We start from the raw sequence: 13,880 nt of genomic DNA, 5'->3' as shown, positions 1-13,880 counted from the left end.
TTTCTTTCCCCTCCTCTATTCGCCTTCGGAAGCTTCGCGGATCCTTTTGTAATACTCTGCCGTTGACTGCTTCTTGGCAAATTCTTTATGAAGCGGCTCCACTGCCTTTTGGAATGGCTCTTTGTCAGGATTGCTGAACGTCACACCATTTTCTTTTGAATCCTTTATTGCTTTGGCAATAGACTTTTCCCAAACGATCTTATGAAAAGCAGAAGATTCCTTCGCAGCTGCAGAAATCGCTTTTTTGTGCTCTTCTGAAAGTTCCTCCCATATTGCCTGATTCATAATCAGGATATCAGGCACCATAGCATGTTCACTGTAGGAATATTCTTTTGCAACTTCCCCGTGATTGTTATCCGTTAAAGCAGTTTCATTGTTTTCCGAACCGTCTATAACTCCCTGCTGAAGAGCAGTGTATACTTCTCCAAAAGACATGGGTGTTGGGGATCCGCCCATCAATTCAATCATTTTAATCGCCGTTGCACTCGGCTGTACCCTAATTTTCATTCCTTTCAGATCATCCGGATGCATAATGGCTTGCTTTTTCGTGTAAAAATTTCTTGAACCCCCGTCATAAAAGGTTACGCCTCTGAAACCAATATCCTTAGTAGATTCATAGATTCCATCCACTATACTGCTGTTCATCACCTTATAGTAATGATCACGGTCATCGAATAAATATGGAAGGCTGAACAGAGAATATACTTCTGAAAAACTCTCCAGGGCACTTGCACTAACCTTAGCAACATCAACCGCACCGGTCTGTGTCAGTTCAATAACTTCCCTCTCCGATCCAAGCTGCCCGTTAGGATACAGCTGAATCTTGACTTCTCCTCCGGTCTTCTCTTCTGTTAATCTTGCAAACTCTGCCAATGATTTATGCACTGGGTGCGTTTCGCTTTGATTGTGGGCAAGCCTCATAGTAATAACTCCGCTTCCTGATGCCTTTGAGCCGCATCCCGATAAAACAGCCGACACTAGCAGCAAAGCGGCAGCAAGTAAAATCCATTTCTTCAATTCCCATCCCCCCTGAATGATCTCCCTTTGACAGCGATTACATTTTTGTTAACAACGTTGTTATTTCACCCCACAAAAATAACAACGTTGTTATTTTTCGCTAAATTCATGTCTTTTCAGCAGAAATTGTACTATACTACTAGTAACAACGTTGTTATTGCTAAGTATAAAGCGTATTCCGAAAATTTTCAACAATTCCTTTTGGAGGATTTCTTATGAGTGTAACGATTAAAGACATAGCAAAAGAGTCAGGAGTCAGCTACTCTACCGTCTCAAAGGCTTTAAATGACAGCCCCCTTGTAAAGCCTGACACGAAAAAAAAAGTTCTCAAGGCAGCAGAAATGCTTGGATACACACCAAACTTCGCAGCAAAAAACCTTGTTTCAAAAAAAAGCAGAACAATCGGGCTCGTCTGGCCTGCCATTGACCGCGCCGCACTGACTGCCCTGGTGTCAAAAATAAATGAGCTGGTTACTGCCCAAAATTACTTTATGATCCTCTCTGTAGACGCCGCTGATAAAGCTGTCGGCATGTTCAAAGGATTTCAGGTTGACGGCATCGTTATTTTTGAAGAAGGAAAGGAAACGAAACTGCCACCGCAGGCTGCTGCGTCTGTTCCCATCCTTACGTACGGAGTTTCAGGTGAACACGTCCATCCGATTATCGATGTTAATCACCGGAAGGCCATTCATCTGGCCGTACAGCATCTGACAGAGCTCGGCCATTCTAGCATCAGCTTCATCGGAAGCACAAACCCGGGCGATAAACGCCAAGAGGAAAAACTGAGCGGGTTCTATGAAGCAATGAATTTCTCCGGGCTTTCGGTTAGTGAAGAAAGAATTGGCAGTACAAACGGACTTGGCTGGTATGACGGCTACCTTGCAGCAAAGAAGCTTCTCACTGACACGAAGCCGACAGCTCTCATCAGCGGAAGCTATGACATCAGTGTCGGGATCCTTCGGGCGGCAAAAGAGCTGAACATCCGGATTCCCGAAGACCTTTCTGTCATTTCCTACGACAATATCCCGCAGATGGCAAGCCTTGAAACCGAGCTGACAAGCGTCGGTGTTCCGATTGACAGCCTCGCAGAAAAGATGGTCTCGTCCCTTCTGTCGCTTATTCAGCAGCCGGATTCCATCAGCCATACTCAGCTGATGGAACCTGAGCTTGCAGCAGGAAAATCTGCAGCCCCTCCAAAAAAACACCTCTGACTATTCATCGGAGGTGTTTTTCAGCATATTCATTGCTTTGTAAAGTTCCACGTCATGCTCACTGATCTTAGACAGTAAATACTTTGCTGACAATCTCAAATCTCTTACTTCTTCACCAAGTTTATGAATATCCTCTTCGTGGTCATCTCCGCCTGAATGTATGGCCCTTGAAAGCTTGTACAGCTGTTCCTCTGCCTTATCAAGTCTAGAATCTACTTGTTTTTCAAGTGCATCAAACCGTTTGTCCATACTGGATTTCAATTCTGTAATGGCCAGCAGAAGTTCCCTGTTTTCCACGAATATCCCCTCGCAATTGGTTAGTAGGAAGCATACATCTATTATATTTCCAGTAAGCGGGAGTTACCAGGGAAAACGTGATAAGTATTTGTAAAGCATTTGAAAACGATTTTTGGTTTGGATTGTTAAAAAGCTTGGTTGGACTGTTAGATGCTTGATTTGGATTGTTAGACCGTGAAATTTAGATTGTTAAACTCACCGTTCGGACTGTAAGCAAGCCTCTTGCTCTAATTGGAGCCTTTTGAGGTACTGCTTTGCAGCGCTTTTCTATTAAGAAGAAAAAAAGACAAGGCAATTTACGGCCTTGTCTGATTTTGAACAATTTTATGGAAAGAAAAACCTAATTTTTCTTGTATTTATCCGTCATTTCCTCTTTTTTCTCCTGAATGGAATCCTTAAGGTCTTCGCCTTCGGTCTTAACTGTATCAAGCATTGTTTCGTGCGTATCTTCAGCATAATCTTTGAGGATTTCATGGCGCTGATCGACTAAGCTTGTTACCTCCTGGCGAACATCATATTCAATTTGTTCTTTTTCTTGGAGATATAAAGCTGCATCATTCAGTCTCTTTTTCTCCTCGTAAATCATGTTCGTCAAATCTCTTTTTTTCTCATAGAGCTCATTTTGCTTTTCGCTTTGCTCTTCCCATACTTTATTCCAGTTTTTGTTGCCCCAGTCCCACCATTCGTTCCACAGACGCTGGCGTTCATCTTCCCATAACTCCTGGAAATCTTCAGCCGTATCAACCGTTTCGTACTGTCCGCCGCCTGCCTGAGCTACAGACATGAGCTGTTTTTGACCATTGCTGTCCACATCAAAACCGATGATATTTACAACCGCTTCAATGTTTGAATCATGCAGCTCTTTTGCTGCTTTGGCAGGATCTCCGTCACATGTTTCAATCCCGTCGCTAACTACATAAATAATATTTTGTCCCTGCTTATCTGATTTCTCAAAGTCTGCTTTTGATTCTGAAATGGCTTTAGCGATTGGCGTCCAGCCAGTTGGCTTGAACTTTCCAAGTGAATCTTTAAAGTCTGCTTCATTATAAGGCTTCAAATCATAGACCACTTCTGTGCTGTCGCACGAAAGTTTCTTATCACTGTCGCTGTTGCTGCCTTCCTGACCATAAACTCTAAGTGACACGTTCGCTCCTTCAGGCATGGAAGCAACAAAGTCATTTACAGCTTTTTTTGCCAGATCCATTTTCGTTTGGCCGCCAATTTTCTGGGCCATACTGCCGCTTGCATCAAGCAGGATTGAGATATTCGTATTAAGTCCAATCTCACCGTTCTCTAGCGTCATTCCTCCGGGCATATTGCTTAAAGAGGTCTCAATGCTCGGGTTGAATTCTTTATAAAAGTCATAAAATGGCTTGTAGTTTTCCCCTTCGTTCACCAGATTGAGCAGCTCGCGGTAAATCTGAAAGCTGTCTTTATCCGCAAACGACTTTTCATCTAAAGCTTTATGTATAACCGCTTTATTGTAAGCATTCCCTGAGTATTTTCCAGGTTCTTCTTTTACAATGTCCTCAACGCTGCCTGCTATTTCAACTTCGTCCTCTTTTTCTTTTTCAGAAGCCGCTTCTTCCTTTTTAGCATTCTCTTTCTTATCCTCTCCGCCGGAAGCCTGTTCCCCGCCTCCGCATGCTGCAAGCGCTAAAAAGACGAAAAGAGCTGAAAGCAGCATAAGACAAGCCCTCTTAGTACTCTTCATACTTACCACTCTCCTATCAATTTTTTCTATCATTAAGGAATAATTCCAGGTCTTTTAAAAGACTTTTAAATTATACCTTTGATGAAAATGGGAAAAAAGACGAAATGGAAAATAATTAGCAAATGGAACAAAATCAGTAAAAATGAACCATCCATTTATTACCCTTCTTCATGACTTTTACACCCCTTAGCAGAAAAAAATTCCAATAGGCGATTTGGCGGTTCGAAAGTCGGATGCTTTTTCAAAAAACTATACTTCTATATAAGATGATTAATAAAAAAGCACCCAATGCATTTTCCATGCATCAGGTGCTTTTCATTATCACTTCAACCTGTTCTTTTTGAAAAGAGATTCCGTCCAATTGGAACTCACCGTGCCGAATTTCATAATGGCCATGATTTTTAATGACCGATAGTGAGTGGAGATGTTTGAAACTGTTAAATTCCTCTGGGGAGTATTCAATTTCAGCATCTAACCCTGCAATTGCATATGAGAAATCCAACGATTCACCCATTCTTATCAGTTCATTTACTACTGATATTTTTATATATTCTTTATCCATTTTGTTCAAAAAGATTTCATCATTTCTGAAACATAATAAAAATCCGAAGAAATGCTTGCTAATTATTTTCTCAATCATTAAGTTTAAACCATCCAAACCTAAGAACACGACTTTTAGATTCATAATTCCATAGTAAGACCTTGAAAATCTCTCTATTGTACTAGTGATGATTTGATTTGTTTCTTCCCAATACTCACCGTTCTCATTCATCGAGTATTCTAGACTCAGGCTGCACGCATTATAATTTTCTTTTAGGTACTTGATTAATTCTTCTATCCTATGGACGTTCATTACTCCTGAATAAACGATACCAATTGAAAAAAATCCACCCATTTTGCACACGACCTTTTTTCATTAATGACTAAAATTTATTTCACCTATAAACAAGTGTCTATTGGCTGTTGTATAAAATCTTCCACAAAACTAGAGGAAAACAAGAAAAAAGAGCTCCCCATTCCGGGAAACTCTTTCAAACGTTATGACCTGTGAGGGACTTGAACCCCCGACCCCTTCCCTGTCAAGGAAGTGCTCTCCCACTGAGCTAACAAGTCGCAATATGTAAGTGCTGCTGACAAGTTTTATTATATGAGGATATGTGCGCAAAGTCAATAATTTTTTGCGCACGCTCCTCGTTTATATGACTGATGGCAGCAGCTCAGTGTTATACCATTCTTTTATCTTGTATCCCCATATTCTCTCTAATAAAACTTCTCAGCTCATTTTTCACAGATTCTGCAGAATTATCAAGAAGTTCCCCGACCAGTTTGCTTCCTATTATTTTTGCTGAAACCGGAATACCTAAGAAATGAGCTGTACAGCTCCAAATGGATATTGTGCGGATGAGCATAGAATCTTCTACATCAGCAATTAGAACTGAAACAGCTGAGTGATAGCCAGGTTTAAATGGGTGAGTCCCGCTCAGTTCAAACTCTGCTTCCATTTTGTATTTACGCACCAGCTCAGGATCATATTTATCCAGAAAGTCTTCTGAAAAGTCCAGCAGTTCTTTTTCAATTGAAGATATTGTCTGTAATAGTTCTTCCGTAAAGTCTTCTTGAGTATAATGCATGTAGGATTTCCTCTTCCATCTTTCGACTTATTTCCCAGACAATAATTTACATGACCAACTTCACATCTAAATGTTTAAAAGGTCGGTGGCGATGCAGTCGGTGTGAAAAATTTCCCCTATTACTTCCCTGCACCCTTCTGTTTTCTTAAAATCAGAGAAAGGATGAAGCCGGCTGCCCATGCTGCCAGTGCTCCGGTTAAGGAGCGTAGAAACGATTGAGTTGATAAATACAGCCCTATGAAAGTTCCGATAGATAAGCCGATTGGAAGAAACCAGTTCAAGATAGCACCACCTATTATTGCTCTATGTCCTTTTTTTAGAACCAATCTAATAACTAATTCATTTATGCTTGCCCTGCTATACTCTGATCCTTGTCTTTCTTATAAAACACCTGCACAGCAAACAATCCGCCAAAAATAATTAATCCGATTGTATCAGACACACCTTCCGGATAAATCAGGAGCAGACCTGCTGCAATTGCAAGCAGTCTTTCAATCCAGTGCAGTTTTCTCATCCAGAAACCGATCATCCCGGCTCCGATCGCGATCATTCCTGAAACAGCCGTGAAGACTACCCACGCAATTTCAGGGAGCGTTGTATCAATCAGCAGCATCTGCGGCTGGAGAACGAAAATGTACGGAATGATGAATGCTGCGATGGCCAGTTTTGCAGATTGTACTCCGGTACGAATCGGTTCTCCCCCTGATACTCCTGCTGCAGCGATTGCAGCTAGTGCAACCGGCGGCGTAATATCAGCAATAATTCCGAAGTAGAATACAAATAAATGAGCTGACAGGTCCGGATATCCAAGGAAGATTATCGCCGGGGCCGCTATCGTTGATGTGATGACATAGTTTGCTGTTGTAGGTGAGCCCATCCCGAGTATAAGGGCTGCAATCATTGTGAGGAACAGCGTTGGAATAATAGCGCCTCCTGCCAAATCAATGAGGCCGTTGGCGAGTGTTAGCCCGAGTCCTGTTTTTGTGACAATTCCCACAATGATTCCAGCTGCAGCAGTTGCAGCGGCAACAGAAAGCGCAGATCTTGCTCCATCTACAAGTGCCAGCACAATCGCTTTAGGTCCCATTCGGGTATCTTTGTTGAACATCCCTGCTGCAATAGCTATGAGGATGGAATAAAGCGCCGCATGCATAACGGGTACTCCGCTCATTAAGAGTACGACAATTGCCACAATCGGAAGCAGCAGGTAGATTTTCTTTGCGACTTCCTTCCGGTTTGGCATTTCCTCGTCTTTTAATCCTCTAAGACCGAGTCTTTTCGCTTCAAAGTGGGTCATGATCCAGACGCCGGTGAAGTAAAGAACTGCTGGTATGGCTGCCGCTTTTGCAATGTCCCAGTAAGTAATACCGTTGCCGATAAATTCGACCATCAGGAACGCAGCTGCTCCCATAATTGGCGGCATCAGCTGTCCGCCAGTAGATGCGGCCGCTTCAACTGCTCCGGCAAACTCTTTTTTGTAGCCAAGCTTTTTCATCATCGGAATAGTAAATGAACCCGATGTTACAACGTTCGCAACAGAGCTTCCGCTGATCGTCCCCTGCAGGGCGCTTGAGAAAATCGCCACTTTCGCAGGTCCGCCGACGCGCTTGCCTGCAATTGCTGCAGATAAATCGTTAAAATACTGACCGACACCTGTCTGGATTAAAAACGAACCAAACAGAAGAAATAAAAAGATAAATGTGGCAGACACGCCAAGAGGTGTTCCAAGAATCCCTTCGGTTGTAAAAAACATGGTCTGCACAAGGCGCTCAAGGCTCAGTCCGCCATGCTGCAGGAAGCCCGGCATATATTGTCCGAACAATCCGTAAAGCATGAAAATAACGGCAATGATCGTAATCGGCAGTCCAACGGCACGTCTTGTCGCTTCAAGTACGAGCAGAATGGCGATCAGGCCGATGGCAAAATCGGTAGATGTCAGGATGCCGACCCTCATGGCGATATCCCCCATAAATAATGGCCAATACGCACCTACCGCAATGCTCAGGAGCGAAAGAACAATATCAAGGGGACTGACCTGCCACCTTCCCGTTCTTTTTTTAGATTTCGTCATCGGGAATAAGAGAAAGATTAGTGATAAAGCAAAGCCTAAATGAACAGAGCGCTGGATTTGCGCGGTAAAGACAGAAACAATGGCTGTGTATAGCTGGAAGAGTGAAAAAGCAAGCAGCCCAAAAAAGACAATCCATGCTACGATGCCTGTGAGCTTTCTGGTAGCAGATTCCGGGTCATACTTTTCCAGAATCGCCTGCTGTTCTTCTGCTGATAACGTTTTGTTTTCCTCACTCATTGATTTTCACTCCTTTCAAAAGCTGAAAAAGACTCATTTTGCTGCAGCTGATTCTGACCCATGTTCCCGGTCTTATGTAATCGTTCAGTTCATATTCCTTCCCATTCAGGATGACTCTGTGGTTTGCGACAACTTGTCCTGTGGCAAGATCGATGAACGGAAACCTTCTGTCCATATTTGACAGAATGTATTTTCCGTCTTTTCTCTCGAATGTTTCATTGCCTTCTGGTCCTGAAGGCATGCCGACAGCAAACGTTTCATAGGAAAGTTCAGTTTGTCTGATTTCCCCTTCAGATACTTTGTAAGTCTCAATAACATCGGTCAGATGAATAGAATGGGTGTATTTCATCTGAAAGTGATCCTCATCTTCCATCATAAGATATGCGAGCAGACGGCCAGTATCTTCATATTGAAAGACAACGGCCTTAAAAAAAGGCAACAAGCTGATGAAAATGAGCACGATGATTGAGACAAGGACGGATATAAGCACTCTTTTCATCCCTTATTCCTCCATAATGAAGTGATAGACCGCAGAAATCTGCGGCCTATCTCACATCCTCTTATTTCAATACGCCTTTTTCTTTAAAGTATTTCTCTGCACCAGGATGCAGTTTCAAATCGCCAATACCGTCAAGCGCTGTTTCTGCTTTGATCAGCTTTCCTTTTGCATGGGCAATTTTGTCTGTGTTCTCAAAAATGGATTTTGTGATCTCGTAAACGAGCTCTTCATCAAGCTCATCCTGTACAACAAGCATCGCCTTGACAGCTACTGTGTTCACGTCTTCACCAATTTTATATGTGCCGCTTGGAACAACATCCTCAGAGTAGAAAGGATATTTTTCAATCAGCGCTTTCACTTTATCTTCTTCAAGCGGTACAACAACTACTTTGTTTTGAGCTGAAAGGGTTTCAACTGCAGCAGTCGGAGTTCCTGCCGTAACGAACGCCGCATCGATGCTTCCGCCCTGAATGCCTTCAGTAGACTCATCAAATGAGAGGTTCTGCGCCTGAATATCCTCTACCGTCAAGCCGTGTACTTCAAGAATTTGAACGGCGTTAAGATAAGCTCCAGATCCGATTGCTCCTACTGAAACTTTTTTGCCTTTTAAATCTTCAACAGATTTGATACCGCTTTTATCTGTTGTGATCAGCTGAACTGTCTCATTGTAAAGTGTTCCAATGCCAAGAACGTTGTCAATTTTGTTGTCTTTGAACATGCTTTCGCCTGTAAGGGCATAAGTGGCAATGTCCGTTTGAGAGAATGCCATTTCAGCGTCGCCGCTTTTTAATGTCTGCATGTTTTCAACAGAAGCCCCGGATGATTGAACCGTAGCTTTATAGTCTGTGCTGTCAGAGATAATATCACCGAAAGATCCGCCGAGAGGATAATATGTACCGCCTGTTCCTCCTGTCAGAATACGGAGCGTCTTAGGTTTTGATTCTCCTGAACCTCCACCCGAGCCGCTTGTACCCTCACTGCCTCCACAGGCAGCTGCAATCATGGCAACGGCAAGCATCATTACAACGAGCAAATATTTTTTCATGTCTTTCTCTCCCCCTCTATTTGTCATAAATTTGTAATATTACCATTTTTATATTAACATAGCAGGAAAGATAATTGTCAATTAATTCTTAAAATTAAAACAACAGGATTATACATTTTGCATGAATTAAAAATAGTTCACTTCTGAGAGTCATATTGCTTTCTTATTATTTTTTTATTTAGTATAATTATAAACTGATAATGATTATATTCATCTGAATAGTCACAATCATTAAAAGCAAGTACTCTTAAATGACTTTATCGGGAGGGAAATGAAAATGGAATCAAACAACAGCCAAGATCAAAAGAGCCACACAGCTGCAGGCCAGTGCCCTTTTACTGGAGCTCAGGGAGGTCACGCAGACAGCGCGATCACGACTTCAAGAAGTCCGCACGGTACAACGAACAAAGACTGGTGGCCGAATATGCTGAACCTTGGCATCCTTCGCCAGCATGATAAAAAATCTAATCCGTTCGGAGAGGACTTTAATTATAAAGAAGAGTTCTCAAAACTCGACTATGATGCTTTAAAGCAAGATCTTCATAATCTGATGACAGACAGCCAGGACTGGTGGCCGGCTGATTACGGTCACTACGGTCCTTTCTTCATCCGCATGTCCTGGCACGCAGCCGGTACATACCGGACAGCTGACGGCCGCGGAGGCGGTGCTTTCGGCTCTCAGCGTTTCGCTCCGCTGAACAGCTGGCCTGATAACGTAAACCTGGACAAAGCCCGCCGCCTTCTGTGGCCGATCAAACAGAAGTACGGGAACAAAATTTCCTGGGCAGATTTGCTTGTTCTGACTGGAAACGTGGCACTTGAGTCTATGGGACTGAAAACCTTCGGATTTGGTGCCGGCCGTGAGGACATCTGGCATCCTGAAGAAGACGTATACTGGGGAAATGAAAAGGAATGGCTCGCAGATAACCGCTATTCAGGAGACCGGGAGCTGGAAAATCCTCTTGCAGCCGTTCAGATGGGACTTATCTATGTAAACCCTGAAGGCCCGAACGGCAAGCCGGATCCACAGGGAAGTGCCCGTGACATTCGCGATACATTCTACCGCATGGGTATGAATGACGAAGAAACCGTCGCCCTGATTGCCGGCGGTCATACATTCGGTAAAGCTCACGGCGCAGGTGATCCGTCTCTTGTCGGAGATGATCCTGAAGCAGCAACACTTGAAACGCAAGGCTTCGGCTGGCTGAGTGAACACGGCAAAGGAAAAGGCCGCGATACAATTTCAAGCGGAGTTGAAGGCGCTTGGACAGCTAATCCGACGAAATGGGACAACGGTTATTTCGAGCAGCTGTTAGGCTATGAGTGGAAGCTGACTAAGAGCCCGGCCGGTGCCTATCAGTGGGAGGCAGTGGATCTTCCAGAAGATCACATGGCACCTGATGCGGAAGATGCATCCATCAAAGTGAAAACGATGATGACAACAGCAGATATGGCACTCCGTACTGATCCGGACTACGAGAAAATTTCACGCCGTTTTTATGAAAATCCGGCAGAGTTTGAAGATGCATTTTCACGCGCATGGTTCAAGCTGCTTCACCGTGACATGGGACCAAAAGTTCGCTACTGGGGTCCTGAAGTGCCGCAGGAAGATCTTATTTGGCAGGATCCGGTTCCGGCAGCTGATTACACATTGTCTGACGCTGAAATTCTAGACTTAAAAGAAAAAATCTTAGACTCAGGTCTTTCCGTGAGTGAGCTTATTAAAACGGCTTGGGCTTCTGCCAGCACATACCGCGGTTCCGATATGCGCGGCGGAGCAAATGGTGCCCGCGTGCGCCTCGCTCCTCAAAAAGACTGGGAAGCAAATGAGCCTGCCGAACTGGCAAGAGCTCTTGATGCCTATGAAAGCCTCCAGAGCCAGCTTGACAAAAAAGTCAGCCTTGCCGACCTGATTGTTCTCGGTGGAAGTGCCGCCATTGAAAAGGCAGCGAAGGATGCAGGCTTTGATGTTGTCGTTCCGTTTACACCTGGCCGCGGAGATGCCACTGCAGAACAAACAGACGTTGAAGGTTTTGAAGTGCTCGAGCCGGTATCGGACGGATTCCGCAACTATCAGAAAGCGGAATACTCCATCAGCCCTGAAGAAATGCTTGTTGATAAAGCACAGCTTCTTGGTCTGACAGCACCGGAGATGACCGTTCTTCTTGGAGGCATGCGTGTTCTTGGGACAAACCATGGCGGCACAAAGCATGGCGTGTTCACAGATCGCGTCGGTCAATTAACAAATGACTTCTTCGTCAATCTTTTAGACATGGGCATTGAATGGAAACCGGCCGGCTTTAACCAGTATGAAGGCCGTGACCGCAAAACAGGCGAAGTGGTGCGCACCGCCTCCCGCTTTGACCTTGTCTTCGGCTCCAACTCCATCCTCCGCGCACTTGCGGAAGTGTATGCTCAAGACGACAACAAAGAGAAATTTGTGAATGACTTTGTTGCTGCCTGGGTGAAGGTAATGGATGCTGACCGATTTGATGTAAAACAATAACGACAGGATTAAACCCGGTGGATTTTAAGTCCACCGGGTTATTTATGTTTTTCATACAAAAGCGCCCCCTACCAAAGTCTCATTTTTCCAATAAGTCCATTATTTAGAGGAAAGAAGGGTATAACACCACTATCACTATTTGGGAGGCTGTAATGATGAAAGCTGTGACGTTTCAGGGTGCAAAAGACATGGAAGTGAAAGAGGTCCCGGATGCGGTGCTTCAGAAAAATGATGATATCATTGTCCGCATTACATCGACTGCCATCTGCGGCTCCGATCTGCATATCTACCAAGGCGCACTGCCTGCTGAGAAAGACTATGTGGTCGGGCATGAGCCGATGGGAATTGTCGAAGAGGTCGGACCCGAAGTAACAAAAGTTAAAAAGGGTGACCGCGTGGTTATCCCATTTAACATTTCCTGCGGAGAATGCTACTACTGTAAACATGATCTCGAGAGCCAGTGTGACAATTCAAATGGAAATCCTGAAATTGATACAGGCGGGTATTTTGGATTTACCGAACGTTATGGCAATCATCCCGGAGGTCAGGCGGAGTATTTGAGAGTTCCTTTCGGAAATTTTATGCCGTTTGTTATTCCTGAATCGGTTGAACTTGAGGATGAAGCTCTCCTATTTATGTCTGATGTCCTTCCTACAGCCTACTGGAGCATTGAAAATGCCGGCGTGAAAGCTGACGATACGGTTGTTGTCCTCGGATGCGGCCCGGTTGGACTAATGGCACAGAAGTTTGCCTGGATGAAAGGCGCCAAACGGGTTATTGCTGTAGATAATCTGCCGTACAGGCTTGAGAAGGCAAAACGAATGAACAATGTTGAAATACTTAATTTTGATGATTTTAAAGACACGGGCTCCCACATAAAAGAACTGACAAGCGGAGGCGCAGATGCTGTGATTGACTGTGTCGGAATGGACGGCAAAAAATCAGCCCTTGAAGAAATCGGCCAAAAGCTGAAGCTTCAGGGAGGAACGTTAAGCCCGTTTGAAATTGCCATGAATTCCGTCAGAAAATTCGGAACTATTCAACTTACCGGAGTTTATGGTTCAAAATACAACATGTTCCCCCTGGGAAATATCTTTGAACGAAACATCAATCTAAAAATGGGACAGGCACCGGTTATCCATTACATGCCAATGCTTTTTGATATGATTGCCTCAGGAAAGCTCGATCCGACCGAAATTGTTTCACACAAAGTGCCTTTAAGCAAAGCAAGTGAAGCTTATAAAATCTTTAATGATCATGAAGATGAGTGTGTGAAGGTTGTATTGAAGCCTTAAGCATACAGCAAAAAGGGTGAATGTGAGCACGGTCACATTCACCCTTTTATTGTGCGATTGAGTTTTTAACGAACAGGTACTTTCAATCAGGTTTTTTCGGTTGCCTGATGGTTCTAATCAAGCCGATAAGTTCCCTCAAGCATGCTTCTGCCTTTTCTTGATGGTTTTAATCAAGCCGATAAATACCCCCAAGCATGCTTCTTCGCTTCCTTGGTGGTTCTAATTTAGCCGATAAGTACCCTCAAGCATGCTTCTGCCTTTCCTTGATGGTTCTAATCAAGCCGATAAGTTCCCTCAAGCATGCTTCTGCCTTTCCTTTATGGTTCTAATAAAGCCGATAAATACCCCCAAGCACGC

12 protein-coding genes and 1 tRNA gene are annotated in these 13,880 nt (G+C 43.9%); 3 read left to right on the top strand and 10 right to left on the bottom strand.

Annotated elements, in window-relative coordinates:
- Window positions 1-15: 15 nt before the first annotated feature.
- Entirely contained in the window at window positions 16-1,017 is a 1,002-nt protein-coding gene (locus AZ46_RS01060; protein ID WP_051865065.1) for a TRAP transporter substrate-binding protein, read from the bottom strand.
- Window positions 1,018-1,232: 215 nt separating this feature from the next.
- On the opposite strand from AZ46_RS01060, the gene AZ46_RS01055 reads away from it, so the two are divergent.
- Window positions 1,233-2,228, top strand: coding sequence for a LacI family DNA-binding transcriptional regulator (locus tag AZ46_RS01055; protein WP_029282336.1), 996 nt, complete (start codon window positions 1,233-1,235; stop codon window positions 2,226-2,228).
- Here the strand turns inward: AZ46_RS01055 and AZ46_RS01050 are convergent, their stop codons facing one another.
- From AZ46_RS01050 to AZ46_RS01015, 9 genes are all read right to left on the bottom strand, one after another.
- Entirely contained in the window at window positions 2,229-2,525 is a 297-nt protein-coding gene (locus tag AZ46_RS01050) for a hypothetical protein (RefSeq protein ID WP_051865061.1), read from the bottom strand.
- A 340-nt stretch (window positions 2,526-2,865) separates the two neighbouring features.
- Window positions 2,866-4,239: a VWA domain-containing protein gene (locus AZ46_RS01045; RefSeq protein WP_029282340.1), complete on the bottom strand. Its 1,374-nt coding sequence runs from the start codon at window positions 4,237-4,239 to the stop codon at window positions 2,866-2,868.
- A gap of 304 nt (window positions 4,240-4,543) precedes the next feature.
- Window positions 4,544-5,134: an Imm64 family immunity protein gene (locus AZ46_RS01040; protein WP_152554695.1), complete on the bottom strand. Its 591-nt coding sequence runs from the start codon at window positions 5,132-5,134 to the stop codon at window positions 4,544-4,546.
- Between the two features lie 146 nt (window positions 5,135-5,280).
- Window positions 5,281-5,352: transfer RNA gene (locus AZ46_RS01035), tRNA-Val, on the bottom strand.
- A 110-nt stretch (window positions 5,353-5,462) separates the two neighbouring features.
- Window positions 5,463-5,870, bottom strand: coding sequence for a hypothetical protein (locus AZ46_RS01030; RefSeq protein WP_029282344.1), 408 nt, complete (start codon window positions 5,868-5,870; stop codon window positions 5,463-5,465).
- A 119-nt stretch (window positions 5,871-5,989) separates the two neighbouring features.
- The gene (locus AZ46_RS21825; RefSeq protein WP_158001591.1) at window positions 5,990-6,151 is read right to left on the bottom strand and encodes a hypothetical protein; all 162 of its coding nucleotides are present in this window, start codon (window positions 6,149-6,151) and stop codon (window positions 5,990-5,992) included.
- A 62-nt stretch (window positions 6,152-6,213) separates the two neighbouring features.
- Entirely contained in the window at window positions 6,214-8,178 is a 1,965-nt protein-coding gene (locus AZ46_RS01025; RefSeq protein ID WP_029282346.1) for a TRAP transporter permease, read from the bottom strand.
- Window positions 8,171-8,677: a DUF1850 domain-containing protein gene (locus tag AZ46_RS01020; protein WP_029282348.1), complete on the bottom strand. Its 507-nt coding sequence runs from the start codon at window positions 8,675-8,677 to the stop codon at window positions 8,171-8,173. Before AZ46_RS01020 ends, AZ46_RS01025 begins: the two co-directional genes overlap by 8 nt.
- A 61-nt stretch (window positions 8,678-8,738) precedes the next feature.
- On the bottom strand, window positions 8,739-9,722 hold the full coding sequence (locus tag AZ46_RS01015) for a TAXI family TRAP transporter solute-binding subunit (protein WP_029282350.1): 984 nt from the start codon (window positions 9,720-9,722) through the stop codon (window positions 8,739-8,741).
- Window positions 9,723-9,999: 277 nt separating this feature from the next.
- Here AZ46_RS01015 and katG point away from each other — a divergent pair, with 277 nt between their 5' ends.
- On the top strand, window positions 10,000-12,228 hold the full coding sequence (katG, locus tag AZ46_RS01010; protein WP_029282352.1) for a catalase/peroxidase HPI: 2,229 nt from the start codon (window positions 10,000-10,002) through the stop codon (window positions 12,226-12,228).
- A gap of 155 nt (window positions 12,229-12,383) precedes the next feature.
- Window positions 12,384-13,523 (top strand): zinc-dependent alcohol dehydrogenase, encoded by a 1,140-nt coding sequence (locus AZ46_RS01005; protein WP_029282354.1) that lies wholly within the window; start codon window positions 12,384-12,386, stop codon window positions 13,521-13,523.
- Window positions 13,524-13,880: the final 357 nt, after the last annotated feature.

It is taken from the genome of Metabacillus indicus LMG 22858 (assembly GCF_000708755.2).
GTDB classification, from domain to species: domain Bacteria; phylum Bacillota; class Bacilli; order Bacillales; family Bacillaceae; genus Bacillus_P; species Bacillus_P indicus.
This window is presented reverse-complemented; position numbering and strand designations above follow the sequence as displayed.